This window comes from Streptomyces sp. NPDC057565, assembly GCF_042801455.1.
Taxonomy (GTDB): domain Bacteria; phylum Actinomycetota; class Actinomycetes; order Streptomycetales; family Streptomycetaceae; genus Streptomyces; species Streptomyces yanii.
On record NZ_JBHVFU010000012.1, the window covers coordinates 107,610 to 131,272 of the forward strand.

General features: G+C 69.3%; 25 protein-coding genes. 19 read left to right on the top strand and 6 right to left on the bottom strand.

Annotated elements, in window-relative coordinates; all coding sequences use genetic code 11:
- Positions 1-9: 9 nt before the first annotated feature.
- From ACFU8W_RS22765 to ACFU8W_RS22785, 5 genes are read left to right on the top strand one after another with little or no spacing between them, the layout of a single operon-like run.
- On the top strand, positions 10-1,530 hold the full coding sequence (locus ACFU8W_RS22765) for an ABC transporter substrate-binding protein (protein ID WP_384040019.1): 1,521 nt from the start codon (positions 10-12) through the stop codon (positions 1,528-1,530).
- A complete protein-coding gene (locus ACFU8W_RS22770) occupies positions 1,530-2,495 on the top strand; it encodes an ABC transporter permease (protein ID WP_384040022.1) in 966 nt (321 codons plus the stop codon). The genes ACFU8W_RS22765 and ACFU8W_RS22770 overlap by 1 nt, the downstream gene beginning before the upstream one ends.
- Complete coding sequence (locus tag ACFU8W_RS22775; protein WP_345510784.1) at positions 2,492-3,319, top strand: ABC transporter permease; 828 nt, start codon at positions 2,492-2,494, stop codon at positions 3,317-3,319. The genes ACFU8W_RS22770 and ACFU8W_RS22775 overlap by 4 nt, the downstream gene beginning before the upstream one ends.
- Positions 3,316-4,113 carry an ABC transporter ATP-binding protein gene (locus ACFU8W_RS22780; protein ID WP_327247994.1) on the top strand — a complete coding sequence of 266 codons (798 nt, stop codon included), beginning with the start codon at positions 3,316-3,318 and terminating at the stop codon, positions 4,111-4,113. The genes ACFU8W_RS22775 and ACFU8W_RS22780 overlap by 4 nt, the downstream gene beginning before the upstream one ends.
- Positions 4,113-4,877 (top strand): ABC transporter ATP-binding protein, encoded by a 765-nt coding sequence (locus ACFU8W_RS22785; protein ID WP_345510786.1) that lies wholly within the window; start codon positions 4,113-4,115, stop codon positions 4,875-4,877. Before ACFU8W_RS22780 ends, ACFU8W_RS22785 begins: the two co-directional genes overlap by 1 nt.
- Before the next feature lie 134 nt (positions 4,878-5,011).
- Here ACFU8W_RS22785 and ACFU8W_RS22790 read toward each other — a convergent pair whose 3' ends face one another.
- On the bottom strand, positions 5,012-5,710 hold the full coding sequence (locus ACFU8W_RS22790) for a response regulator (RefSeq protein WP_384040027.1): 699 nt from the start codon (positions 5,708-5,710) through the stop codon (positions 5,012-5,014).
- On the bottom strand, positions 5,707-7,305 hold the full coding sequence (locus ACFU8W_RS22795) for an ATP-binding protein (RefSeq protein WP_384040030.1): 1,599 nt from the start codon (positions 7,303-7,305) through the stop codon (positions 5,707-5,709). Before ACFU8W_RS22795 ends, ACFU8W_RS22790 begins: the two co-directional genes overlap by 4 nt.
- Before the next feature lie 217 nt (positions 7,306-7,522).
- Between ACFU8W_RS22795 and ACFU8W_RS22800 the strand changes: the two genes are divergently transcribed.
- From ACFU8W_RS22800 to ACFU8W_RS22835, 8 genes are all read left to right on the top strand, one after another.
- Positions 7,523-8,338 carry an ABC transporter ATP-binding protein gene (locus ACFU8W_RS22800; RefSeq protein ID WP_037693453.1) on the top strand — a complete coding sequence of 272 codons (816 nt, stop codon included), beginning with the start codon at positions 7,523-7,525 and terminating at the stop codon, positions 8,336-8,338.
- Positions 8,328-9,191, top strand: coding sequence for an ABC transporter permease (locus tag ACFU8W_RS22805; protein WP_345510790.1), 864 nt, complete (start codon positions 8,328-8,330; stop codon positions 9,189-9,191). The genes ACFU8W_RS22800 and ACFU8W_RS22805 overlap by 11 nt, the downstream gene beginning before the upstream one ends.
- A gap of 52 nt (positions 9,192-9,243) precedes the next feature.
- On the top strand, positions 9,244-10,293 hold the full coding sequence (locus ACFU8W_RS22810) for an ABC transporter substrate-binding protein (RefSeq protein WP_384040033.1): 1,050 nt from the start codon (positions 9,244-9,246) through the stop codon (positions 10,291-10,293).
- 343 nt (positions 10,294-10,636) lie between these two features.
- A complete protein-coding gene (locus ACFU8W_RS22815; RefSeq protein ID WP_384040036.1) occupies positions 10,637-11,101 on the top strand; it encodes a hypothetical protein in 465 nt (154 codons plus the stop codon).
- 84 nt (positions 11,102-11,185) lie between these two features.
- Positions 11,186-11,728 (top strand): DUF664 domain-containing protein, encoded by a 543-nt coding sequence (locus ACFU8W_RS22820; RefSeq protein WP_384040039.1) that lies wholly within the window; start codon positions 11,186-11,188, stop codon positions 11,726-11,728.
- A gap of 255 nt (positions 11,729-11,983) precedes the next feature.
- Positions 11,984-12,973 (top strand): D-cysteine desulfhydrase family protein, encoded by a 990-nt coding sequence (locus tag ACFU8W_RS22825; protein WP_384040042.1) that lies wholly within the window; start codon positions 11,984-11,986, stop codon positions 12,971-12,973.
- 44 nt (positions 12,974-13,017) lie between these two features.
- Positions 13,018-13,197, top strand: coding sequence for a hypothetical protein (locus ACFU8W_RS22830; RefSeq protein WP_384040045.1), 180 nt, complete (start codon positions 13,018-13,020; stop codon positions 13,195-13,197).
- A 173-nt stretch (positions 13,198-13,370) separates the two neighbouring features.
- A complete protein-coding gene (locus tag ACFU8W_RS22835; RefSeq protein ID WP_345510798.1) occupies positions 13,371-13,610 on the top strand; it encodes a DUF6296 family protein in 240 nt (79 codons plus the stop codon).
- 58 nt (positions 13,611-13,668) lie between these two features.
- On the opposite strand, the gene ACFU8W_RS22840 is transcribed toward ACFU8W_RS22835, so the two are convergent.
- Complete coding sequence (locus ACFU8W_RS22840) at positions 13,669-13,821, bottom strand: hypothetical protein (RefSeq protein WP_384040049.1); 153 nt, start codon at positions 13,819-13,821, stop codon at positions 13,669-13,671.
- Positions 13,822-14,384: 563 nt separating this feature from the next.
- On the opposite strand from ACFU8W_RS22840, the gene ACFU8W_RS22845 reads away from it, so the two are divergent.
- A complete protein-coding gene (locus ACFU8W_RS22845; RefSeq protein ID WP_384040052.1) occupies positions 14,385-14,852 on the top strand; it encodes a GNAT family N-acetyltransferase in 468 nt (155 codons plus the stop codon).
- Positions 14,853-15,390: 538 nt separating this feature from the next.
- Here ACFU8W_RS22845 and ACFU8W_RS22850 read toward each other — a convergent pair.
- Positions 15,391-15,582, bottom strand: coding sequence for a DUF6381 family protein (locus ACFU8W_RS22850; protein ID WP_327248010.1), 192 nt, complete (start codon positions 15,580-15,582; stop codon positions 15,391-15,393).
- A 140-nt stretch (positions 15,583-15,722) separates the two neighbouring features.
- Between ACFU8W_RS22850 and ACFU8W_RS22855 the strand changes: the two genes are divergently transcribed.
- Together ACFU8W_RS22855 and ACFU8W_RS22860 are read left to right on the top strand one after the other, a co-directional pair.
- Positions 15,723-16,418 (top strand): ribonuclease H, encoded by a 696-nt coding sequence (locus ACFU8W_RS22855; protein ID WP_384040055.1) that lies wholly within the window; start codon positions 15,723-15,725, stop codon positions 16,416-16,418.
- A gap of 133 nt (positions 16,419-16,551) precedes the next feature.
- Positions 16,552-17,319, top strand: coding sequence for a CDP-alcohol phosphatidyltransferase family protein (locus ACFU8W_RS22860; RefSeq protein ID WP_384040058.1), 768 nt, complete (start codon positions 16,552-16,554; stop codon positions 17,317-17,319).
- Here ACFU8W_RS22860 and ACFU8W_RS22865 read toward each other — a convergent pair.
- Positions 17,285-17,734 carry an adenylyltransferase/cytidyltransferase family protein gene (locus tag ACFU8W_RS22865; RefSeq protein ID WP_345510803.1) on the bottom strand — a complete coding sequence of 150 codons (450 nt, stop codon included), beginning with the start codon at positions 17,732-17,734 and terminating at the stop codon, positions 17,285-17,287. The genes ACFU8W_RS22860 and ACFU8W_RS22865 overlap by 35 nt on opposite strands.
- A 213-nt stretch (positions 17,735-17,947) precedes the next feature.
- Between ACFU8W_RS22865 and ACFU8W_RS22870 the strand changes: the two genes are divergently transcribed.
- The 3 genes from ACFU8W_RS22870 to ACFU8W_RS22880 are packed head-to-tail and all read left to right on the top strand — an operon-like array spanning position 17,948 to position 22,133.
- Positions 17,948-19,210, top strand: coding sequence for a glycosyltransferase (locus ACFU8W_RS22870; RefSeq protein WP_384040062.1), 1,263 nt, complete (start codon positions 17,948-17,950; stop codon positions 19,208-19,210).
- A complete protein-coding gene (locus ACFU8W_RS22875; RefSeq protein ID WP_384040064.1) occupies positions 19,207-20,892 on the top strand; it encodes a lipopolysaccharide biosynthesis protein in 1,686 nt (561 codons plus the stop codon). The genes ACFU8W_RS22870 and ACFU8W_RS22875 overlap by 4 nt, the downstream gene beginning before the upstream one ends.
- Positions 20,889-22,133: a hypothetical protein gene (locus ACFU8W_RS22880; RefSeq protein ID WP_384040067.1), complete on the top strand. Its 1,245-nt coding sequence runs from the start codon at positions 20,889-20,891 to the stop codon at positions 22,131-22,133. Before ACFU8W_RS22875 ends, ACFU8W_RS22880 begins: the two co-directional genes overlap by 4 nt.
- Here ACFU8W_RS22880 and ACFU8W_RS22885 read toward each other — a convergent pair.
- Positions 22,102-23,616, bottom strand: coding sequence for a hypothetical protein (locus tag ACFU8W_RS22885; protein WP_384040069.1), 1,515 nt, complete (start codon positions 23,614-23,616; stop codon positions 22,102-22,104). The two genes, ACFU8W_RS22880 and ACFU8W_RS22885, sit on opposite strands and share 32 nt — an antisense overlap.
- Positions 23,617-23,663 lie beyond the last annotated feature (47 nt).

The following is a 23,663-nucleotide window of genomic DNA, read 5'->3' on the forward strand; positions in this document are numbered from 1 at the left end:
GTACTCCTCATGAGCATCAAGAAGACCTCCCTGTACGGCGGCGCCACCGCGGCTGCCCTCGCCCTGACCCTCACCGCCTGCGGCGGGGGCTCCAACGGCGGCGGCGGCGCTGCCGGAGGGGCGTACGACAAGAACGCCACGGTCAACATCGGTTCGCTCTACGAGCCGCAGAATCTCGACAACACCGCGGGCGGCGGTCAGGGCGTCACCGAGGCGCTCAACGGCAATGTGTACGAAGGGTTGTTCAAGCTCACCGACGACGGCAAGGTCGAGAACCTGCTCGCCCAGGACTACAAGGTCAGTGGCGACGGACTCACGTACACCTTCACCTTGCGCGACGGCGTGAAGTTCCACAGCGGCAAGGAGCTCACCAGCCAGGACGTCAAGTACAGCCTGGAGAAGGTGATCGCCAAGGACTCGCAGTCCGCGCGCAAGAGCAATCTCGAGGTCATCAAGTCCTTCGAGACACCGGACGCACGCACGGTGAAGGTCCAGCTGTCGAAGAAGTCGATCTCCTTCGTCTACAACCTCTCCTACGTGTGGATCATCAACTCCGACGCGAAGAGCCTCAAGACGAGCGAGGACGGCACCGGCCCGTACAAGCTGAACAAGTGGACCCGCGGCTCCGCTCTCAGCCTCGACCGGTTCGCCGGCTACTGGGGTGACGCGGCCAGGAACAAGCAGGTCGTCTTCCACTACTACAAGGAAGCGACCGCTCTCAACAACGCGCTCCTGACCAACGCCGTGGACGTCGTCACGAGCGAGCAGTCGCCCGACGCCCTCGACCAGTTCAAGAGCAACCAGAACTACAAGGTCAACGACGGCAACTCGACGACCAAGCTGCTGCTCGCCTTCAACGACAAGGCCAAGCCGTTCACGGACGTCAAGGTTCGCCAGGCCGTCTCCGCGGCCATCGACGACAAGAAGCTGCTGGAGTCGGTCTGGGGCGGCTACGGCAAGCTCATCGGCTCGATGGTGCCGCCCACCGACCCCTGGTACGAGGACCTCACCAAGGTCAATGGCTACGACACCGCACGCGCCAAGAAGCTGCTCGCCGAGGCCGGATACAAGAACGGCTTCACCTTCACCCTCGACACCCCGAACTACGACCCGCACCCGACGGCGGCGACCTTCATCAAGTCGCAGCTCGCCAAGGTCGGCATCACCGTCAAGATCAACACGATCACGCCGGACGAGTGGTACACGAAGGTCTACAAGAACCGCGACTTCACGGCCACGCTCCAGGAACACGTCAACGACCGCGACCTGGTCTGGTACGGCAACCCCGACTTCTACTGGGGCTACGACAACAAGCAGGTCACGAAGTGGGTCGAAGAGGCCGAGCAGGCGTCCGGCACGGCTGAGCAGACCGAACTGCTGAAGAAGGTCAACCGCCGGACCGCCGAGGACGCGGCCAGCGACTGGCTGTACCTGTACCCGCAGATCGTCGTGGCGAACAGCAAGCTGTCGGGCTACCCGGTCAACGGCCTCAACTCGCAGTTCTTCGCCTACGACATCGAGAAGGGCTGATGGCGCGGTATCTCCTGCGCCGCCTCGCCTTCCTGCTGGTGTCGCTGGCGCTCGCGAGCGTGGTCCTGTTCGTGCTGCTGCGGTTGCTGCCGGGTGACCCCGCCAACGCGCTCACCTCGGTGGGCGCCGGCCCCGAGCAGATAGCGGCGGCGCGGCACTCCATCGGCTCCGACAAGCCGCTGCCCGAACAGTTCGTCCACTGGATCGGGCAGTTGGCGAGCGGTGACCTCGGTACGTCGTTCGTCAGCTCGCTGCCGGTCGCGCCCGAGGTCGGCTCGCGGCTGAACGTCACCATTCCGCTCACGCTCACCGCGTTCGCCCTGGCGGTCCTCATCGCCGTCCCGGTCGGCTTCGTCGCCGCGCACCGGCGCGGGACCTGGTACGGCGCGCTGCTCAGCGGAGTCTCCCAGCTGGGCATCGCCGTACCCGTGTTCTGGCTCGGGATGATCCTCATCGCCGTCTTCGCGCTGAACGCCGGCTGGCTCCCCGCAGGCGGCTTCCCGCCGGACGGCTGGTCGCAGCCGGTCGAAGCGGTCCGCTCGCTCGCCCTGCCCGTCATCACCATCGCGCTCGTGATGAGCGCCTCGCTGATCCGCTACGTCAGATCGGCCACGCTCGACGTACTGGACAGCGACTATCTGCGCACCGCGCGCGCCCTGGGCTCGTCGTTCGGGCGGGCCATGTGGCGGCACGGGCTGCGCAACGCCTCGGTACCGGTGATCTCGATCCTCGGCATCGAGCTGGCGTCCACGCTTCTGGGCGCGGTGGTCGTGGAGTCGGTGTACGCGCTTCCCGGCCTCGGCTCCCTGCTCGCGACCGGCATCGCACAGCACGACTATCCGGTGATCCAGGGCGTGCTGTTCGTCTCGACGCTCGCGGTGCTGATCATCGGCTTCGCGGCCGACTTCGCGCAGCGGATCATCGATCCGCGGCTGCGGGGCAGGCTCTCGGGAGGTACCCGATGAAGCAGTCGACGAAGCGTTCGTACACCTTGAGCGTCGGATGTGTACTGGCCGGCCTGATCGCTCTGCTGGCGCTGGTCTCGGCCCTCTGGGTCCCGTACGCCCCCGACGACACGTCCGGCGGACGGCTCACGGGCCCCGGCGCGGGACATCTGCTGGGCACCGACAAGCTCGGCCGTGATCTGTTCACGCAGCTGATGACCGGCTCCCGCGTCGCCTTCGAGGCGGGCCTGGGCTCGGTCCTCATCGCGGCCGCGGTCGGCGTCACGCTGGGGGTGCTGGCCGCGTTCGCCCAGGGCTGGCTGGACGACACGCTCTCCGCGTTCCTCGACATCCTGATCGCCTTCCCGACGCTGCTGCTGGCGATGCTCATCGTCGCCGCCCACTCGGCCACACTGGGGTCGGCCGTGCTGGCGATCGGCCTCGCACAGAGCGCGGTCGTGGGACGGCTCGTGCGGATCCTGGTCAAGCGGGTCCTGGCGCAGGACTACATCACGGCCGCGCGCACGTCCGGCACCTCGTGGCCGCGAATCGTGGCCGGTCATGTGCTGCCCAACATCTGGCCGACGCTCGTGGTGAACCTGGCCCTCCAGTTCGGACTCGCGGTGCTGGCCGAGGCCGGCCTGTCCTACCTGGGTCTGGGGGCGCCGCCGCCCAACGCCTCGTGGGGCCGCATGCTCCAGGAGGCGCAGGCCACCTTCACCACCGCCCCGGCAGGCGCGCTCGCCCCCGGCATCCTGCTCGTCCTGCTCGTCATCGGCGTGAACCTCATCGCCGACGGACTGCGCGACACCCTCGACCCGGCGGCCCGACGGAGGCGCGCATGAACATCCTCGACGTGCGCGACCTCGGGATCCGTACGGCAGACGGGCGCACGCTCGTCGACGGCCTCTCGCTGACCATTGCTCCCGGCGAACGACTCGGCCTCATCGGAGAGTCGGGCTCCGGGAAGTCGCTGACCACCCTCGCCGTGCTCGGCCTGCTGCCCGACGGCATGACGGCCAGCGGCGGCGTGGAACTCGCCGGCACCCAGATCGTGGGCGCGAGCGAGAAGCAGCTCACGGGCGTACGCGGCCGGGACGCCGCCATCGTCTTCCAGGAGCCGCTCACCGCACTCGATCCGCTGATGCGTGTCGGCAGGCAGATCGCCGAACCGCTGGGCAGAAGGCGAGGGCTGAGGGGCGCCGAGCTGAAGCGGGCTGTCGTGGACGCGCTGGAGCAGGTGCGGCTGCCCGAGCCCGACCGGATCGCGCGCGCCTTCCCGCACGAAATCTCCGGTGGGCAGCGGCAGCGCGTAGCGCTCGCCATGGCACTGGCATGCGACCCGAAGCTGCTCATCGCGGACGAGCCGACCACCGCGCTCGACGTCACCGTGCAGTCCGACATGCTCGACCTGCTCGATACCCTCGTACGGGAACGGGACATGGCCGTCCTCTTCGTCAGCCACGACCTCGCGGTCGTCTCGAAGGTCACCGATCGCGTCGTGGTGATGAAGGACGGCCGTGCCGTGGAGGAGGGCGACGTCCGCACGATCGTGCGGGAGCCGCGTGAGGAGTACACCAAGGCGCTGGTGGCGAGCGCGCGGCAGCTGGAATCGGCTCTTGACCTGAGGAACGCGTGATGACGCCCGTACTGGAGCTGGACGGAGTCTCCTTCGCCTACCGCGGACACACCGCGCCCGTCGTCGAGGACATCTCCTTCACCGTCGAGACCGGGCACAGCCTCGCCCTCGTCGGCGAATCGGGAGCGGGCAAGACGACTCTGCTGCGGCTGTTGCTCGGGCTCGCCCGGGCAACCTCCGGCACCGTCCGGTTCGACGGCGACGAGCTGAAACCGCGCGACCGCGAGCAGATGCGGCGTTTCCGGCGCAGCGTGCAGTGTGTCTTCCAGGATCCGTACTCGTCGCTGGACCCGCGTCGCCGCGTCGGCAGCATCGTGTCCGAACCACTGCGTTCCCTCGGTATCGACAGCCGGAGCACGGCCGCGCCCAAGGTGGCCGAAGCCCTGGAACGGGTCGGACTCCCGGCCGACGCCGCCGAGCGCTATCCGCACGAGTTCTCCGGCGGCCAGCGCCAGCGCATCGCGATTGCCCGCGCGACCGTGTGCGACCCGCGGGTGCTGCTCGCCGACGAACCCGTCAGCGCACTCGACGTCACGACCCGCGTCAAAGTCGTCGACCTGCTGAACGAGTTGAAGCAGGAGCAGGGTCTGACCCTCGTCATGGTCTCCCACGACCTGTCGGTAGTGGCCTCGCTGTGTGAACGCACCGCCGTCCTGGAGAGCGGCCACATCGTCGAGCAGGGCGAAACCGGACAGGTGCTGGGCGCTCCCGCGCACCCGTACACACGTCGCCTGGTCGACAGTGTGCCGCGCCTGCCCGTGTGACCGGTGGGCCCGATCACGGGGCTCCGGTACCGCCTCGGCCGACCGGTAGCGGCCGGCGTGATCTCCGCCGGCACCGCAGCCGCCCCGAGCACCGCTGATGGTGCTGTGCCGGATGCCTCAGCGCCTCACGGTCCTCAGCTCGCCCCGGCCCACGCGTAGCGGTGTTCCGGTCGGCCGGTGTCGCCGTACTTGAGACTGAGGATGATGCGGCCCGCGCTCTCCAGATACTTGAGGTATCGCTGGGCCGTGGAGCGGCTCAATCCGGCGCGGACAGCGACCTCGTGTGCCGACAGCGGTTCGTCGGCTGCCGACAGGACGTGGCGGATGACGTCGGCGGTGGGCGCGGAGTGCCCCTTGGGCAGGCCCGCCGCGGCAACGGCCTGCGGAGTGCGAAGTGCCCCGAAGATCTGGTCGACCTGCTCCTGCCCGGCCTCGCCCCGGCCGCTGCCCACACCTTCCAGAGTGCGGCGCAGGGCGGCGTAGCTCTCCAGCTTGGACCGCAGACCGCCGAAGTTGAAGGGCTTGACCAGGTACTGCAGGGCGCCGTAGCGCATGGCGGTCTGCACAGTCGTGACATCCCGAGCGGCCGTCACCATGATCACGTCTGCCGTGTGACCGCGCTGGCGAAGCCGCCGTACGAGCGTCAGTCCCGTCTCGTCCGGAAGATAGTGATCGAGCAGTATGAGGTCGACATGTTCGCGCTCCAGCACGGACAGTGCCTGCGCGGCGGTGTGCGCGCGAGAGACGACGCGGAAGCCGGGCACCTTGGCCACGTACGCCGCGTTGATCTCGGCCACACGGAAGTCGTCGTCCACCACGAGGACGTCGATCATTGAAACTCTCCCACTTCGGTCAGCTGCCGGACGGCGAGTGTCTCGGGCAGGACGACGGTGAAGACCGCCCCACCGCCGGCCCTGGCACTGACGCGGGCCACGCCGCCGTAACGCTCCGCGAGCCGGCGTACCAGTGCCAGGCCGAGCCCACGACCCCGATGTGAGGGGGACTCCTTGGTGGACCAGCCCTCGGTGAAAATCTGTTCGCGCAGATCGGGCGCCACACCAGGACCGTTGTCGCTGACCCGCAGGACCGCTGTGGTGCCCTCCGCGAAGAGTTCCACTTCGATGAGTGAAGCGACGTCCAGTGCGTTGTCGATCAGGTTGCCCAGGACGGTCACCAGATCGCGCGGGTCCACCACCACGTCGGGGAGCAGGGTGTTGGGGGAGATGCGCAACGACGCGCCCCGCTCTGCGGCGATGGCCGACTTGCCCACCAGCAGCGAAGACAGCAGAGGGTCATTGACGCGTTCCGCGACCTGCTCCGCCGATGCCCGGTGGCCATGGGCCACCTCCGCGACGAACTCCATCGCCGCGTCGTGCCTCCCGAGTTCCAGCAGCCCGAGCAGGGTGTGGAGCCGGTTGGCATGCTCGTGGTCCTGGGCGCGGAGCGCGTCGAGAAGGCCGTGCGTGGAGTCCAGTTCGCGGCCGAGTAGCTCCAATTCGGTGCGATCGCGCAGGGTGACCACCGCGCCGCCGTCACCGGTCGGCATACGGTTGGCGATCAGCACGCGTCCCCTGCAGACGGTGAGCAGGTCCGCGCCGTCGACGTGCCCGGCCAGCACCTCTGCCGTACGGCCCGGGGGCAGCACCTCACCCAGCACGCGTCCGACGGCGTTCTGGGTCAGCTCGAGCAGGCGCTGCGCCTCGTCGTTCAGCAGGCGGATCCGCCCCCGGGCATCGACGGCGAGAACTGCTTCGCGGATGCTGTGCAGCATGGCCTCGCGCTCGTCCAGCAGCGCCGAGATGTCGGCGAAGGCCAGTCCATGCGTGCTGCGCTGCAGGCGTCGCGAGACGGCCAGGGCAGCCAGCACACCCGCGGCGAGCGCAGCCCCCGCGTAGAGCAGAAGTCCGGGAATGGTTCCGAGCAGCCGCTCGTGGACGCTGTCGTAGGCAATGCCCACCGAGACGGCACCGACGACGGTCCCGCTCCTGTCGCGGAGGGGGACCTTCGCGCGCGCGGAGCGGCCCAGGGTTCCGTCGTCGATCTGCATGATTTCCCGGCCGGCCAGGGCCGTGCTGGGATCGGTGGAGACGTGCTTGCCGATCTGTCGGGTGTCGGTGTGCGACCAGCGGACCCCGCGGGTGTCCATGACCACGATGTAGAGCGCACCGGTGGCCCGCCGGATCCGCTCCGCCTCGGCCTGCACCGGACCGCTGGGGCTGGGCTCGGTGCTCGTCAGCTGGAGCACCAGCCCGGGTTCGGCGGCAGTGGTCTGGGCGATGGACAGGGCCTGACGCATCGCCTGGTCGTCAAGCTGGTGGCTGAGCGGGGCAAGGAAGAGTCCGGTGACGAGCATGACCACCCCGGTCGTGATGGCCACCTGAGTGAGCAGGACCTGCGCGAAGACACGGCGGGGCCAGTGAATTCGCATGCGTTCGCCCTCTGCCTTCCGCCAGCCTGGAACCCGAAGATCCGTTTTGCCTTGTGTGAACGCAACGTAAACGTCGCCGCCGCCTCTGACTAGCCCTCGTTGCGCTTTCGTTCTGCGAGCGTGAGCAGAACGAGCAGAACCGCAGGTTATGGGCAGAAGCGGGAGTTGTGAGCGCAAGGGTGCCGCCGCGCTCAGGACACACCTAGCGTCCCGCCTCATGAACAGCGAAACGAGCCCCGCCATCGAGCTGCGGGGCGCGAGCAAAGCGTTCCGGACTCCGTCGGGGGCGCTCCACACCGCCGTACGAGATCTGGACCTCACGATCGGGCGCGGTGAGTTCGTCGCCGTGGTGGGACCGACTGGATGCGGCAAGTCGACCACGCTGACCCTGGTCAGCGGCCTGGAGGAGCCCACCGAGGGCGAGGTGTTGGTGGCCGGTGAGCCGGTGCGCGGCATCGGCGACAAGGTCGGCTTCGTCTTCCAGCAGGATGCGGTCTTCCCCTGGCGCACCGTGCTCTCCAACGTGATGGCAGGTCCCCGCTTCCGGGGTGTGCCGAAGCCCGAGGCGAAGGAACGCGCCCGGGAGTGGCTCGCCCGGGTCGGCCTGTCCTCCTTCGAGGACCGCTATCCCCACCAGCTGTCCGGCGGTCAGCGCAAGCGTGTCGCGCTGGCGGCCACGTTCGTCAATGATCCCGAGATCCTGCTCATGGACGAGCCCTTCTCCGCACTTGATGTGCAGACCCGGGCCCTGATGTCGGACGAACTGCTGGAGTTGTGGGCCGGAACCGGCGCCTCCGTCGTCTTCGTCACCCATGACCTGGAGGAGTCCATAGCGCTGGCCGACAAAGTCGTGGTCATGACTGCGGGACCGGCCACCGTCAAGGAGGTCTTCGAGATAGACCTGCCCCGCCCGCGCAAGGTCGAACAGGTGCGTCTGGAGCCCCGGTTCCTCGAGATCTACCGGGAGATCTGGTCCTCGCTCGGCGAAGAGGTTCGCATCACCCGCGAGAGGGGTGCTCTCCATGTCGCCTGAAACCATCACCGCGAGCGCCGCCGTGACCAAGACCGAGCGGACCCAGGCCAGAGCGAGGGCCAGCCGCAACCGCAGGTTCCTGGTGCTCGGCAGCCGGATCGCACTGCTCTTCGCGGTCATCGGGCTGTGGGAGTGGCTGGCCCGGACCGCGGTCATCGACCCGTTCAACTTCTCCATGCCGTCGAAGATCTGGGACCAGATCCGCACCTGGGTCGTCGACGGCACCGCCCAGGGCTCCCTGTGGGAGCAGATCTGGTACACGCTCTACGAAGCGCTGCTCGGCTGGGTCATCGGTGTGATCGCCGGTGTGCTGCTCGGTATCGCGCTGGGCCGGATCCGCTTCGCCGCAGATGTCCTGGGCCCGTACATCAAGGTGCTCAACGCCCTGCCGCGCATCGTGCTCGCCCCGATCTTTCTGATCTGGTTCGGCCTCGGCCCCGCCTCGAAGGTGGCCTCCGCGGTCGTCCTCGTGTTCTTCCCCGTCTTCTTCAACGCCTTCCAGGGCGCCAGGGAGGTCGACCGCAACCTCGTCGCCAACTCCCGCATCCTGGGGGCCAGCAACCGCCAGGTCACCTTCCAGGTGGTCATCCCCTCGGCCACGTCGTGGATCTTCACCAGCCTGCACGTGAGCTTCGGCTTCGCGCTCATCGGCGCCATCGTCGGCGAGTACATCGGCGCCACCAAGGGCCTCGGGCTGCTGGTCGCCGCTTCCCAGGGCACCTTCAACGCGGCCGGCGTCTATGCCGCCATGGTCATCCTCGCGATCGTCGCGCTGCTGGCCGAGGGGCTGTTGACCTTCCTCGAGAAGCGGCTCTTCCGCTGGAAGCCTGCCGACGCCGATTCCGCACGCTGACGCCGCACGCCATCCGAACATCCCATTGCTTCTTCACAAGGACGTGAACCAGTTGCGTACATTCACCCGGATCTCGGCCGCCGCCGTCGCAGGCGCACTCGCCCTGACCACGCTGACCGCATGTGGCGACAACTCCACCTCCACCTCCACCTCCGCCTCCGGCGACAAGAACGTCAAGGTCAAGATCATGGTCGGGGGCCTCGACAAGGTCATCTACCTGCCCGCGATGCTCACCGAGCGCCTGGGCTACTTCAAGGACGAAGGGGTGTCGGTCCAGCTTCTGACCGAGCCCGCGGGCGTCCAGGCCGAGACGGCCCTGGTCTCCGGTGATGTGCAGGGCACCGTCGGCTTCTACGACCACACCCTCGACCTTCAGGTGAAGGGCAAGCAGGTCGAGTCGGTCGTCCAGTTCTCACAGGCTCCCGGCGAAGTCGAGATCGTCTCCAACCAGGCAGCGGGCGACATCAAGTCGGCGAAGGACTTCAAGGGCAAGAAGCTCGGAGTGACGGGCATCGGCTCCTCGACCGACTTCCTGACGAAGTACCTCGCCGTCAACAGCGGTGTCCAGACCGATCAGTTCTCACCCGTCGCGGTGGGAGCGGGGCAGACCTTCATCTCCGCCCTCCAGCAAGGCTCCATCCAGGGCGGTATGACCACCGACCCGACTGTCGCCACCATCCTGGACAAGAAGCTCGGCAAGATTCTCATCGACATGCGCACCCCGGAAGGCTCCAAGCAGGCGCTCGGCGGGCTCTACCCCTCCTCCAGCCTCTACATGCAGACCGAATGGGTCAACAGCCACAAGGAAACCGTCCAGAAGCTGGCCAACGCCTTCGTCAAGACGCTGAAGTGGATGTCGACGCACAGCGCCGACGAAATCGCGGCCAAGATGCCCGCCGACTACGCGCAGGGCGGCGGCACGGCTCTCTACGCGCAGGCCATCAAGAGCACGCTGCCCATGTTCACCACGGACGGCGTCATGCCCGCGGACGGACCCGCCACCGTCGAGCGCGTTCTGAAGTCCTTCAACCCGAACCTGAAGAACGCCAAGGTCGACCTCGACAAGACGTACACCACCGAGTTCGTCAAGAACGCGGGCTGACCGCACGCGTCGATCGCGCCTGCGCACCGGCGTGCCGGCTCGCCGGAAAGTCTCGGTGCGCAGGCGCCTCCGGCTCACGCGACGGCCCGAATGACGTACCCACTGGTTGGCGGAGCTCCCGAACTCGAACGACTCGCCTCGGCGAAGACGTCGTTCGCCCGGGGCTCCGCTTTCCTGCGAACGGCGGAAGGCGCGGAAGGCGGCCGTGCGACACCGGCGGGCGTCCGGGCAGAGGCGGCATACGTGATCCGGCACCGAGAGGCAGGACCTCACCGTGAGGCGCCGACGCCGCCTTCTGGCTATGGTCGACGAGGGGTCGAGTAGCTGATCGACGGAGGCTCCCATGATCATGAAAGTTGAACCACGCGATGTGGCCCCGCGCCTTGCCACCGGCGCGTTCATCCTGAACTCAGGGTTGAGCAAACTGAAAGCGGACGAGGGGACGGCCGCGGGAGTGCACGGCATGGCCTGTGTGGCCTATCCATTCCTGAAGAAGCTGGACGCACAGCGCTTTACCCGGCTGCTCGCCTGGTCGGAGATCGCGGTCGGCGGAGTACTGCTCGCTCCCTTCGTTCCGACCCCACTGGCCGGGCTCGCCCTGACCGGGTTCTCCGGCGGGCTGGTCGGCCTGTACCTCCGTGTCCCCGGACTGCGGGAGCCCGGCGGCCTGCGACCCACGCAGAACGGCGTCCCGATGGCCAAGGACTCCTGGATGCTGGGGATCGGGATCGGCTTCCTGGGCGCGAATTCACGCTGGGGAGGCGGGTGTGCGACCCGGCGCCGGCGGCGCCGGTGCGGACGGCACTGACCGGACGACCGACGCCGGACCGGCGGTGCTCTTCGAGGCGTGTCGATGGCAGGGCCCGGGTGGGGGAGCGGCGATGGTGGTCGCATGAAAAGCGCGGACCTTTTGACGGATGCGTTCACACGAGTCCAGGAGTCGGTGCACTCGGCGGTCGAGGGTCCTTCCGTCGACGATCTGCACGTGCGGCTCGACGAGGGCGCCAATTCGATCACATGGCTGGTGTGGCACCTCACCCGGATTCAGGACGACCATGTCTCGGACGCGTTCGGTGTGGAGCAGGTCTGGTTCTCCCAGGAGTGGGCCTCCCGATTCGACCTGCCTTTCGAGAGGGGAGCCACCGGGTACGGGCACAGCAGCAAACAGGTCGCGTCCGTGAAGGTGGATTCGCCCGAACTGCTGCTCGATTACCACGACGCGGTCCACGAGCGGAGCGTCGAATTCATCCGTGGGCTCGACGCCAGGTCCCTGGACCGCATCGTGGATGAGGCCTGGTCGCCGCCAGTCACCCTCGGCGTCCGGCTGATCAGCGTCATCGCGGACGACCTGCAGCATGTCGGCCAGGCCGCATTCGTCCGGGGCTCGCTCGAGCGGCGGCAGAGCGGGACGCGTACGGGACGGCTGCCCGGGTGACCTGGACCGTAGCGCCCGGCCGACCGTCATGGTGACGGGCGCGGTATGGCCTCACGCGCAGCCGCCGGCCGCCCATGAAGCCGACCCTTCGCCGGCATCCATGCGGTTCGACTTCACCGCGACACTCCACCGGTTGCTCGAAGGGCTGCTCAGCGGGGTGCTGACCCGCGCAACGCAGTGAGGCGCGGGCAGCCCCGCGACGGGCATCATGATCAGAGCACACATGTGACGGCATCAGAACGCAGGACGGTGGGCATGACCCCGGACAGTCTCATACCGCAGCGAGCCGTGTTCGGGACGTGGCCGACCCCGCTCGAGCCGATGCCACGGCTCGCCCGTGCGCTCGGCCTCGGCGCGGACGACCTGTGGATCAAACGCGACGACCTCACGGGTCTCGGTGGCGGCGGCAACAAGGTACGCAAGCTGGAGTGGACGTGCGGCGCGGCCCTGGCCGACGGTGCCACGGTCCTGGTGACCACGGGTGCGCCACAGAGCAACCACGCTCGTTTGACCGCCGCCGCCGGCGCCAGGCTGGGGCTCGACGTCGTACTCGTGCTCGCGGGAGCACCAGGGGCATCGGAATCCGGAAACCTGGCACTCGACGGTCTGTTCGGCGCCACGGTCGTATGGGCCGGTGACGTCGACGACCAGGCACTCGACGCCACCGCACAGCAGGTTGCCGCCGGGCTGCGACGGCAGGGCGGTGTCCCGGCGGTCATCCCCTTCGGCGGTTCCAGCGTGCTGGGCGCGCGCGGATACGTCGAGTGCGGACGTGAACTCCTCGCCCAGGCCCGCGACCTGGAGACCGTCGTCGTAGCGGTCGGTTCGGGTGGCACGATGGCCGGCCTCGTCGATCCACTGGGTGCCTCCCGCGTGATCGGTGTCCATTGCGGCGCCGTCACCGACCCGGCCGGGACCGTGTCCGCGTTGGTCTCCGGACTGTCCGGTACGGACTGCGCGCCGGACAGCCTGAGAATGCGGCTCGACCAGGTCGGCGACGGCTACGGCGCCCTGACGGAGCAGTCCATGGCCGCCCTGACACTGACAGCCCGCACCGAAGGCATCGTGCTCGACCCGATCTACACCGGACGCGCGATGGCCGGCCTGATCGCGGCGATCGAGGACGGGGACGTGCTGCCCGGGCAGCGGACGGTCTTCCTGCACTCGGGCGGTCTGCCCGGACTCTTCGGTCACCGGGCGACGCTCGCGCAAGCGGAGGCGGCGTTGACCGTTTCACGACCATAGACGGCGGGCTCGCCGCGGCGGCCGCCACCACCCTGATCCAGCGCATGTGGCCGCCCCCTGCCACCGAGGCGCACTCCGCGGTGCTGCGCGCCCAGCACGACACGGGGATCCGGGCGGATCTGTGCCATGGGATGGCGGACCGCCCGGACGCGGGGGGCGGCGGCGGAACCGTCGCTCCCGAGGGCCCGTCCCCCGTGCCCGCGGTGCGAGCCACCGCACCCTGAGCCGGGGATCAGCGGTCCGGTCCTCCACCGGCGGTGAGGCACTCCAGGGCTCCGCGGCAGGCCGACTCCTCGATCACGACGGAGTCGCCCTGAGGCACGGTGCCCTGCTGTGGGCGACAATGGAAGACACAGGCAGGACATTCGCAGCCGCCGATTCTGGTCCGGAGCCACCCATGGATTGCCCGGAAAGTTATGAGCTGGTATTTCAGGCGTCCGCCGTCGAGGACGACACCGTGATCGTTCGGCGCACCGCGAAAGAGGGGGCCGGCGGCTATCCCATCTACGAGGACGAGACGGGAATCGTCCGCGCGGAGATCAGCGAGCTCGGTGAGGTACGCATGCTGGCCAGTGGCGGACACCAGGTGTTCGGATCACCGCAGGTCCGCGCGGTCACCGAGCACACCGAGACCTGAGGAGACAGTGCCGCCTCGACCGTCCGGTGGACCTCGAACCCCAGCGTGGACTACCCCGCTACGCCCGCTCGTCGTCCCCGGAGTCCATGAGAAGCCGAGCCGCGCGGCCCAGGGTGAACACCGTCGTCCGCGTGTCGATGGGTGCCCCTCGCACGGACTCCTCGGGCGCCATGAACCGCCGTGACCCCGGCAGCCGGTCGTCGGCCGGCATGCGAGATCCACCGCGCACCTGTCACCCACAGTGATCCGGTGGAGCCGCGGGACGATCGCCGGGTGGCGTACAGCGGTGGAAGGCCCACCCGCGGTCGAGCGACCGCCGGCCGGCTTCCGTGACCGCCGCCTTGGCGAACCACCGCTCACCTCCGGCCGCCTTGCGATCGCACGCACTGGACGACGCTCCTCATGGGGCAAACATTGCCGGTCGCGGCACTAAGGGCTGTCCCGTAACCGCTGGCGGGCGCACGACGACAGCTATGGCACCTCGCTGCGTTGCCGGAACGCACCAATATCTCCAATATGGGGATGCTCCTCCACCTTGCGATGCACCGTACGGTCCAGATACGGCTCCAGGGCGGACAACTCGGTTTTCTCCAGCAACGGGTGCGAGGTCATGCACAGCATGACGCCCTCGCCCGTAGCTCGTCCGCAGATCGTCCGAGGGCCGTTCGCACCATTGCGCCCGCGCCCGACCGGCGCGAGGCGGCCGGGTAAGAGCCCTGGATGATGGGCGCACCACCAGACGGCCGCCCTGACCACCCTGACCGGAGGTATCCGATGAACGGTGCTCCCCACGTACGGCACGCGCGCCCCGCCGATCTGCCGCGCATCGCCGAACTCGCCGCCGAGCACGCCGCGTACGAGAAGGATGCCTCGCCGTCCCCCGGCCTGGCGGAGCGACTCGCGGTGCTCCTCTTCGACGTTCCGGACCCGCAGTTGCGCTGCCTCGTGGCGGAGCGGGCCGACGGAGAGGTCGTCGGGTATGCGACCTGTATGCCTGAACTGTCCACCTGGGAGGGGCGCGAGTACCTTCACATGGACTGCCTCTTCCTCCGTGACGGCAACCGGGGACTGGGCCTCGGGGCGCTGCTCATGGATGCCGTAGCGGCAGAGGCGCAGCAGCTGGGGCTCACCGAGGTGCAGTGGCAGACGCCCGCATGGAACGAAGGAGCGATCCGGTTCTACGACCGTCTCGGCGGCCGGGCCAAGGAGAAGATCCGCTACACGCTGCCGGTCATGGACTGAGCGTCCGCTCCTCGGTGGGGAGCCAGTTGCCGTGCGGGCCCAGCGGTACGCGTACGGGGATGCGGACCCGATCCCGGGTTGTCGGCAGGGGATGACGAGCAGCCAACTGCTCGCGTCCGTACGGTCGGTGGCGTGCGTCATCCAGCAGCCGTTCCCACCGGACCCGTTCCCCGTGGAGGGGGCGAAAACCGGTTCGCCGACCGACAGGTCGCCGGTCCGCCCCAGCGCCGAGGCTCCGGTGCCGCGCTCGGTGTCGCCGCCGTGCAAGCGCTGCACGCGCGGACACCCTTCGGGCTCGGGGCCCATCCTCGGGCTGGTCCTCGACCGCCAGGATCTGCGCCGGCTGGAGACCTGTGCCCAGGTTCTGTCCAACGGCGTGATCGCCGCGGTGGCGCTGGGCTCGCCGGCATTCGTGCCCTTCGCGCAGCCACGGTACGTGCCGGGGTCTGAACCGTGTCCGAACGTAAGCGAGGTCGGTGGCCTGCCGCTCACTCATGGAAGAGCGGCAGACCACCGACCGTTCACGTGGTGCGGCTGCCTACTTGGGCCGGCGCATGTCGCCGGAGCCCATGTTGCCGAGCTGCTCGCTCTGCTCCTGCAGCTTCCGCGCCTTCTCCTGGAGCCGCTGACGCTGCTCCGGGTCGGTCGCGCGCTCCGCGGCCTCGGTCAGGTGCCGGGCCTTGTCGCGCATCTCCTGGGCGCGGCCACTGGTTTCGCCTGCAACGCTCATCGTCACTCCTAGGACGGTAGGGAAGAGCGGGCTCATTCAGAGAACCAGCGTCCGGCTGTCACCGCATTCCGAACCGTTACGCTCCGTTACCGGCTGCCCATAGGGTCGTGGGCCGGGTCGGCGCTGGCATGATCAGGGGTATGAACGAGTGCATCATCGCCGCGTGTGACGGGGCATCGAAGGGGAATCCGGGGCCTGCGGCCTGGGCATGGGTCGTGGCCGATGTGCAGGGGACTCCGCAGCGTTGGGAGGCGGGGCCGCTGGGCACGGCGACCAACAACGTCGCCGAGCTCACCGCACTTCAGTCGCTGCTGGAGGCCACGGATCCGGCCGTCGAGACCGAGGTCCGGATGGACTCGCAGTACGCGATGAACGCGGTGACGAAGTGGCTGCCGGGGTGGAAGCGGAACGGCTGGAAGACCTCGGCCGGCAAGCCCGTGGCCAACCAGGAGCTGGTGGTCCGCATCGACGAATTGCTGAGCGGCCGGACCGTCCGCTTCGTCTATGTGCCGGCCCATCAGGTGGACGGCGATCCGCTCAACGCCCTTGCCGACCAAGCAGCCAGCGAGGCCGCCGTGACGCAGCAGGCGGCCGGCACGGCGCACGGCTCCCCGCTGCCGAAGCCCGCCCCGGCCAGGGCGTCCGAGAGCCGGGGCAGCAGCGCGGCGGCGAAGAGGAAGACGGCGGGCGCGGCACGTCCCGCGCGCACCGGGGGCACCATCCGGGCCAAGTTCGCCGGGCGTTGCCACTGCGGAAAGCCGTACGCGGCGAAGGACATGATCGCGAAGAATCCGAACGGATGGGGTCACCCGGAGTGCAGATCAGCACCCGCCTGAGCCGACAGTCTGCCGGGCCGGGACCGGGGGAGAGCTCACCTGAATGAGGTTCTCCGTGCCATGATGCGGCTCCGGCCGCAGCGCTTTCGGTGTTTCGCCGGCGCTGCGGGAACGGCTGGACGCTGGGGGGCGGATGGGATCCACAGGCACGGTGCTGCGCGAATTGCGCGGCGCGCAGAAGACCGCAAAGGGTGTGTCGCTCTACTCGCGGTATGTCAACCGCCCGGCCGGGCGTGTGCTTGCCGCAGGCGCCTACCGGATCGGGCTCACACCCAATCAAGTCACCTTGGTCAGCGCGGCCTTCACTTTCACCGCAGTTGCCTCGGTGGCGCTGGTCCGGCCCTCGTGGGGGCTCGCCTTCGCCGTGTACGCGGGGCTGGCCGTCGGCTTTGCCTTCGACTCGGCCGACGGGCAGCTCGCCCGGCTGACCGGACGCGGCGGGCCGGACGGAGAGTGGCTGGACCATGTCGTGGACTGCGCCAAGCTGATCCTCGTACACACCGCCGTACTGATCTCGTTCCAACGGTTTGCGCAACTGCCCGGCGAGGGCTGGCTGCTGCTGCCGCTGGGTTTCCTGTTCGTCGCGGTGCTCACCTTCTGCGCCGGTCTGCTGCGCGAGCAGCTCGGCAAGGCGGCAGCCGGCCCCGCACCGGCCGGCCCCGCACCGGCCGGCCCCGCACCGGCCGGCCGTGCCACGGCCCCGGCCCCGGTGTCCCGGGTGCGGGCCGTGGCGCTGCTCCCCGCCGACTACGGGGTGTTCTGCCTGGTGTTCCTGCTGTACGGCGACGAGACCGCGTTCCGTATCGGCTATGCCGCACTCGCCGTCGTGCACGCGCTGTTCCTCGTGGCGTTCCTCGTCAAGTGGTTCAGGGAGCTGAAAGCGCTCCGGGCTGCGGACTGACGAGGGTGTCCAGCGCCCGGCGCAGCTGGGTGCTGGACGTGTGCACGGTGTAGGGGAAGTAGACCACCTCCACACCGACCTCGGCGAAGTCGCGCTCGAGTCGTTCCCCCTTTTCCGTGCCGCGCCAGTCGTCCCCCTTGAAAATGACGTCGAACCTGACCTGCTGCCACGTCTCGACCTTGTCGGGAACGGTCTCGACGAACGCCGCGTCCACATAGCGCACACTGCGGACGATCTCCAGCCGCTCCGGCAGCGGGATCACCGGCTTGTGGCCCTTGGCGAGCGCGGCCATCTCGTCCGAGACGACCCCCGCCACGAGGTAGTCGCACTGGCTGCGGGCATGCCGCAGGATGTTCAGGTGCCCTACGTGGAAAAGGTCGTAGACCCCCGGCGCGTAGCCGACCCTGTGCACCATCCGTTCTCTCCCCCCACGGTGAACATGATGTCCGTGTTCCGGTCGCAGGTATCCGGACATGGCATCCGGTCCTGCGGGATATCGGTATCCGTGCTGATGGTGCAATGACCTTACTGTGAAGACCACTTGCGCATCACGTGAACGGATAAGCTCACTTTTGGGGTTGTTCCCTCGGGGGAACAGAGGCTGTACCGGGGGGAAGGTGATCGTCCAATGTCCGATGCTGATCACGACAAGCCGTTCGCATACCGCAGGCTTCTCGTGGTGTCGACCAACTATGCTCCGGAGCTGACCGGAATCGGCCCGTATGCCGCACAACTCGCCGAGCACTGGGCCGCGTCCGGAGCGGAGACCCACGTCCTCACCGGCATGCCGCACTACCCTTCCTGGCGCACGGACGCCGAGTACAGGGGAGTCTGGCGAACTACCGAGAGTCGCGCCGGGGTGCTGGTCCACCGGCGGAGACACTATGTGCCGCCCCGTCAGACCGCTGTTCGCAGAGCTGCGTTCGAGGCGACCGTGCTCGCGCACGGTCTGCTCGCACCGCCCGGGTCCCGGCCGGACGCGGTGGTATCCCAGATGCCGAGCCTGGCCGGCGGTGTCATCGGCGCCAGGCTGGCCCGCCGCCACCGGGTCCCGTACATACCCGTCGTACAGGACCTGATGGGCGCCGCCGCCGCGCAGAGCGGCATCCGTGGCGGGGACCGGGCGGCGGCCGTCGCCGCGAGGGCCGAGCGGTACGCGCTCCGCTCAGCCTCCCTCGTCGGCGTCATCCACGAGAGCTTCGTCTCCCGTGTCACCGCCTACGGCGTCGACCCGGGACGCATCCGCCTGGTCCCCAACTGGAGCCATGTGCAACGCCCTTCCATCGACCGTGCCGCGACCCGGGCCCGGCTCGGCTGGCACGCCGACACCCCGGTGGTGCTGCATTCCGGGAACATGGGGCTCAAGCAGGGACTCGACGTCCTCGTCGACGCGGCCCGACTGGCTCCCGATGTGCGCATCGCGCTGATGGGTGACGGCAATCAGCGCGAGGAACTGCGCGCCCGCGCGGCCGGCCTGCCCAACCTCGACTTCCTGCCGCCCGCCGGTGCGGACGAGTTCACCGACGTCCTGGCCGCCGCGGACGTCCTCGCGGTGACACAGCGCGCGTCCGTGCTCGACATGAGCGTGCCGTCCAAACTCACCTCGTACTTCGTCTCCGGCCGCCCCGTTGTCGCCTCGGTGGCCGACGAGGGCGGCACCGCCCAGGAGGTGCGTCGCTCCGGCGCCGGGGTCCTGGTCGCTCCCGAGGATCCCGGCGCGCTGCTGGCAGCCGTACGCAAGCTCGTCGAGGGACCGGCCGAGGCGGACGCATTGGGCGCCCGAGGGCCGGAGTACGTCGCACGTCACCTGAGCCGCGAAGCGGGCCTCGCCCGGTTCGACGCCCTGCTCACCGAGGTCCTCGAAGACCCACAAGGGAGACCACGCCGATGACGCATCCGATCCGCGCGCTGGAGGAGCAGGACGAACCCGCTCTGCTGCGCGACCAGTTCCGGCAACTCCTGCGCTACCGCGTACTCCTCGCCGTCGGCGTGGTCGTCGGACTGCTGGGCGGCGGCTGGCTCGCCCTCAGCAGTGAGGCGAGCTACACGGCCACCGGCGAGGTGTTCGTCCGCAACGCCACCTCCGACCCCTTCGCCACCGGCGCCTCCGCCGACAAGGGGATCAACATCGGCTCCGAGCGGCAGACCGCTGTCAGCGACGCGGTGGGCACCATTGCCGCTCGCGCCCTGGTGCGGCGCGACGACCGGGTGAAGGTCGGGAAGCTGCTCGCCGGTCTCCAGGTCACCAACCCGCCCAACACCCTCGTGCTGCGTTTCTCCTACACCGCCCGCACCCCCGCCCTGGCCAAGCAGCGGGCCGAGGCGCTCGCCGACGCCTATCTGGAGATACGCAGGGAGCGCACCGAGAACAGCATCGACAACATGGTCGACGGCTACCGCGCCCAGCTGAAGCCGCTCACCGAACAGCGCGACAAGCTGGCCGGCGAGTCGGCCGGGACCAGCGGTGACGACGTGACCAGCGCCCGAGCCAACCTGGTGGTCGCGATCTCCGAACTGAGCAGAAAAATATCGGAGTTGCGCGCTCTGGACACCACGCCCGGCTATCTCAACAAGAAGCCCGTCGCACCGGAGAAGCCCACGGGGGCGGGACTGCCCCTGCTGCTCGGGCTCGGCGGCGTCGTCGGGCTCGCGCTCGGTCTGCTGCTGTCCTGGGTGCGTCTCGTCTTCGACCCGGCGGTTCGCTCCACCCGGGAGCTGGTCCGCTCGCTCGGTGCCCCGCTGCTCGGCACCCTGCCGAAGGAACGCGGCTCCCAGGGGGCGCTGCTCGCCATCGGACGAACCGGCAGCAGGCTCGCCGAGGAATACCGGGCGGTGGCGTTCCGTCTCGCCTACGACCCGTCGTTCGAACAGCGCCGGCGACTCCTCGTCACAGCCCCGCGCGGCGACAACGAAGCGGCCACCGCCGCGGCGGTCAACCTGGCAGCCGCCTTCGCCGAAATGGGCCGTGACGTGCTCCTCGTCGAGGCCGATCTCCGTACCCCGTCCCTGGCCCGCGATCTCGGCCCCGCCGTACAGGGAAGGCCCCGCTGGGCCGCGGAGGGCGACGACCGCGCCTGGCCGTCGGACAGTCGTACGAACGTGGACGTGCCCGGCTCCGGCGCCTTCACCCTGATCGCCGGACGCCGGATCGACAACGTGCCGCGCGCATTGACCTCGGCGCCCGTCAGCCGCATCGTCGCCGAGGGGGACCGCCCCGGCTCGGTGGTCATCGTGCTGGCGCCACCCGTGCTGTCCTACGCCGACGCCGTCGCCCTGATCGACCGAGTCGAGGGCGTCGTGGTGGTCTGCGACCCACGCGAAGTCCACCGCAGCGACCTGGAACGGATCCGCGAGATCATCGGCGCGGCGGGCGGCACCGTACTCGGCACCCTGCTGCATCCCGGGCGTGGCCGCTTCGAGCGCAGGGCGCGCCAGAAGTCCGGCAGGCGCCGCACCAACGGGGGCCGGCCGGGGCAGGACGGCCGCGGTGGACCCGAGGGCTCCGAACACACCGGCGATCCCACCGAAACCCTGGGACTGCGCACCTTCGACACCTCCGCAGGGCGCCGGTGAGAGCACGCACCGCGGTCGTCAGCTCCGTCGCGGACCAAGGGGTGGCGGCCCTCACCAACATCCTGGTGCTGGTGGCGGCCGCACGGCTCTCCACCGTCGCCGACTTCGCCCGCTTCTCGGCCGTGTATCTCGTCTTCACGGTGCTGCTGGGGATCTCCGGCGCCTACACCGGACAGCCGCTCGTGCTGCGGCGCGGCGCCGGCGAGGAGGTGCGCGGCGCCTGCCGGTCGGCGGTCGACTTCACCCTCCTCGCCGCGTCGGCCCTCGGCGCGCTGCTGGCCGCGGTTTGCCTGTTCGTGCCCGGGGACACCGCGCGCGCCCTGATGGTCCTGGGGCTCGTCCTGCCCGTCGTGCTCGGACAGGACGCCATGCGCTACGCCTTCTCCACCCTGCAGCGGCCGCACCTGGCGCTGGCGAGCGATGTGCTGCGGCTCGCCTGTGTGCTGGGCGCCCTGGCCGTCCAGCCGTACGGCGCCCCGGCCGCACGGCTCGTCGCCGTCTGGGGGCTGTCCGCGCTGCCCGCGCTGCTGCTCTCCGCCGCCCTGCTGCGCCGCCACGTCGCCGGTACGCAGCGGAGGTTGAAGGTTTTGATGCGGCGAGGACACCTCGGGCGGCGGTTCGTGGTCGAGTTCGGCGTGGGCAACGCGACCAGCCAGCTCTCCGTTCTCGGACTCGGTGTGTTCGGCAACCCCCTGGTCGTCGGCGCGCTGCGTGGCGCGACCACGCTCTTCGGGCCGCTCAACGTGTTGTTCACCTCCGCCACCAGCTTCGGTCCACCCCTGCTCGGACGGCTCGGCTCCGAGGGGCGCCGGATACGCGCCACCGCCGGTGTGGCCGCCGTCCTGGCCGCCACGGCCGCGGTCTGGGCCACCGCGCTCGCGCTGCTGCCCGACGGTGTGGGCCGCCATCTGCTCGGTGACACCTGGCCCACGGCGGCGGCACTGCTGCCGGCGACCGGCAGTCAGTACACGGCGATGGCCGTCGGCACCTGCGGGCTGCTGGCGCTGCGGATGCTGGACCCGCGCACCACTCTCGCCATCCAGGTGGTGTTCTCGCTCGCCGCCGTCGCGTTCCTGGCGGGCGGCTACGCGGTCGGCGGCGTGCAGGGTGCTGCCTGGGGGCTGTGTCTGGGATCCGTCTGCAAGGCGGTGGCGACCTGGATCCGGGTGGCCGGGCTGCACCGTCGCACCGCGCCCGCGCAGCCTCCGGTCAGCGTGTCCGCGTCCCGCCCCGGCCCCTGAAGCTCGTGACCAGCAGCAGGCAGAGTGCTCCGATGGCCAGCTTCCCGACGGACTGCAGCAGCGGTCCGCGCAGCAGGATGAATGTGTACCCGGCGATCAGCGGCGCCGCGATGGCCAGGACACTTCCGGGTCCGGGTCCGTCCCGGGAGACCGCCAGCGCGTAACGGCGGTCGGTGCGCGCGGCGGCGTACCCGATCAGTGCGAGACCGCCGACCATCCCCGGCGCGCCGAAGTCGACCCAGAACTCGGTCCACAGCGGCGCCGAGAGGTTGGTCATGTTCATCCCCATCCACTGGCCGACCCGGACGCCGGTGTCCTCCGGCTTGCCGCTCCACACCGCCCGCGGCACGAAGAACAGCGCGGAGCCGACCAGTTGACGCCCGTACGTGTGGTCACGGGTGTCGACCCAGGAGATGGTGTTCGCGAACATCACCGTCTGGTCGTAGTCCTTCGTCGCCAGCGGTTCGAAGACGGACGACGACTGCACCGGCCGGTACCCGGCGTCGTCGTACCGGAAGCGGTCCGCGTACGGGAACAGCACCAGAGCCCCGACCACCCCCGTCGCGAGCACCGACCGGTACATCGCGGCGCTGCTCGGGAACGCGGTGAAAAGGAGCGAGACCAGCACCGTCAGGAACCAGTAACGGGCATTGGAGATCGGGTTGTTGACGATGATGTTGAGGATCGCGAGCGCCAGCCAGACCAGAACCGTCGAGGGGGAGCGCCGGGCCCGCCGCGAGGTCACCAGTCGACGGGTGTAGAACAGCAGCGCCAACAGGGCGGGCACCGTACCGAAGCCCTTGAGGAAGGCGGAGCCCACGTTCGACTCCGGGGACGCGACCGAACTGACGGCGACGGTGGCGCTGATCTCCTGGCGGCTGGTGAAGAAGATGGCGGGCCCGCCGAGCTTCAGGATGTAGTACCCGCTCGCGGCGAACGCGATCAGCACCAGCAGCCGCAGTCTGATCCGGTGCGCGGTGGCCGGGCCGCCCCCGCTGCGCACCGCCGTGCGACGGCGCAGCGGTCGCCGGGACGCCAGCAGCGCACCGAGGTCGAACGCCGCGCAGCCCACCAGGATCAGCGAGATCGCCGTCACCAGGTCCGACCGGGGCCCGACCATCGGCGTCGGGGTCTGGCCGATGACCGCCTGGGCGAACGGAGCAACCCCCATCGCGATGTACACGAACATCCAGAAGACGCCCTGGAGCAGCCGCCGTCCGGTCGACAGGATCATCGTGGCCAGCCGCGCACCCGCATAGCAGGTCAGGACGAGCTGCAGCCAATAGGCCGTGTCGCGGACGCCCGTGCCCGGCTGGGCGGCGATCACCGCGGGCAGGAAGCAGACCAGGCCGAGGATGAGCGGCACGGCCAGCGCCCGCGAGAGCATCGCCCAGGACATCGGCTTCGCCGGAGGCTGGACCCGCCGGCCACCGCCACCCCGTTGCAGGGGTATGGACGGCACCGTCTCGTGCACGGACGTCATACGTCCCCCGTTCCGTGGACCGGTGAACACTCTAACGAATCAACCCA

Excerpts from the sequence above, each read along its gene's own strand:
- ACFU8W_RS22785 (WP_345510786.1), top strand. The coding sequence starts at position 4,113 with ATGACGCCCGTACTGGAGCTGGACGGAGTCTCCTTCGCCTACCGCGGA.
- ACFU8W_RS22840 (WP_384040049.1), bottom strand. The coding sequence starts at position 13,821 with ATGCCGGCCGACGACCGGCTGCCGGGGTCACGGCGGTTCATGGCGCCC.
- ACFU8W_RS22770 (WP_384040022.1), top strand. The coding sequence starts at position 1,530 with ATGGCGCGGTATCTCCTGCGCCGCCTCGCCTTCCTGCTGGTGTCGCTG.
- ACFU8W_RS22815 (WP_384040036.1), top strand. The coding sequence starts at position 10,637 with ATGATCATGAAAGTTGAACCACGCGATGTGGCCCCGCGCCTTGCCACC.
- ACFU8W_RS22790 (WP_384040027.1), bottom strand. The coding sequence starts at position 5,710 with ATGATCGACGTCCTCGTGGTGGACGACGACTTCCGTGTGGCCGAGATC.
- ACFU8W_RS22865 (WP_345510803.1), bottom strand. The coding sequence starts at position 17,734 with ATGGTGCACAGGGTCGGCTACGCGCCGGGGGTCTACGACCTTTTCCAC.
- ACFU8W_RS22870 (WP_384040062.1), top strand. The coding sequence starts at position 17,948 with ATGTCCGATGCTGATCACGACAAGCCGTTCGCATACCGCAGGCTTCTC.
- ACFU8W_RS22830 (WP_384040045.1), top strand. The coding sequence starts at position 13,018 with ATGTGGCCGCCCCCTGCCACCGAGGCGCACTCCGCGGTGCTGCGCGCC.
- ACFU8W_RS22875 (WP_384040064.1), top strand. The coding sequence starts at position 19,207 with ATGACGCATCCGATCCGCGCGCTGGAGGAGCAGGACGAACCCGCTCTG.
- ACFU8W_RS22800 (WP_037693453.1), top strand. The coding sequence starts at position 7,523 with ATGAACAGCGAAACGAGCCCCGCCATCGAGCTGCGGGGCGCGAGCAAA.
- ACFU8W_RS22825 (WP_384040042.1), top strand. The coding sequence starts at position 11,984 with ATGACCCCGGACAGTCTCATACCGCAGCGAGCCGTGTTCGGGACGTGG.
- ACFU8W_RS22885 (WP_384040069.1), bottom strand. The coding sequence starts at position 23,616 with ATGACGTCCGTGCACGAGACGGTGCCGTCCATACCCCTGCAACGGGGT.
- ACFU8W_RS22845 (WP_384040052.1), top strand. The coding sequence starts at position 14,385 with ATGAACGGTGCTCCCCACGTACGGCACGCGCGCCCCGCCGATCTGCCG.
- ACFU8W_RS22850 (WP_327248010.1), bottom strand. The coding sequence starts at position 15,582 with ATGAGCGTTGCAGGCGAAACCAGTGGCCGCGCCCAGGAGATGCGCGAC.
- ACFU8W_RS22855 (WP_384040055.1), top strand. The coding sequence starts at position 15,723 with ATGAACGAGTGCATCATCGCCGCGTGTGACGGGGCATCGAAGGGGAAT.
- ACFU8W_RS22765 (WP_384040019.1), top strand. The coding sequence starts at position 10 with ATGAGCATCAAGAAGACCTCCCTGTACGGCGGCGCCACCGCGGCTGCC.
- ACFU8W_RS22775 (WP_345510784.1), top strand. The coding sequence starts at position 2,492 with ATGAAGCAGTCGACGAAGCGTTCGTACACCTTGAGCGTCGGATGTGTA.
- ACFU8W_RS22805 (WP_345510790.1), top strand. The coding sequence starts at position 8,328 with ATGTCGCCTGAAACCATCACCGCGAGCGCCGCCGTGACCAAGACCGAG.
- ACFU8W_RS22780 (WP_327247994.1), top strand. The coding sequence starts at position 3,316 with ATGAACATCCTCGACGTGCGCGACCTCGGGATCCGTACGGCAGACGGG.
- ACFU8W_RS22860 (WP_384040058.1), top strand. The coding sequence starts at position 16,552 with ATGGGATCCACAGGCACGGTGCTGCGCGAATTGCGCGGCGCGCAGAAG.
- ACFU8W_RS22835 (WP_345510798.1), top strand. The coding sequence starts at position 13,371 with ATGGATTGCCCGGAAAGTTATGAGCTGGTATTTCAGGCGTCCGCCGTC.
- ACFU8W_RS22820 (WP_384040039.1), top strand. The coding sequence starts at position 11,186 with ATGAAAAGCGCGGACCTTTTGACGGATGCGTTCACACGAGTCCAGGAG.
- ACFU8W_RS22795 (WP_384040030.1), bottom strand. The coding sequence starts at position 7,305 with ATGCGAATTCACTGGCCCCGCCGTGTCTTCGCGCAGGTCCTGCTCACT.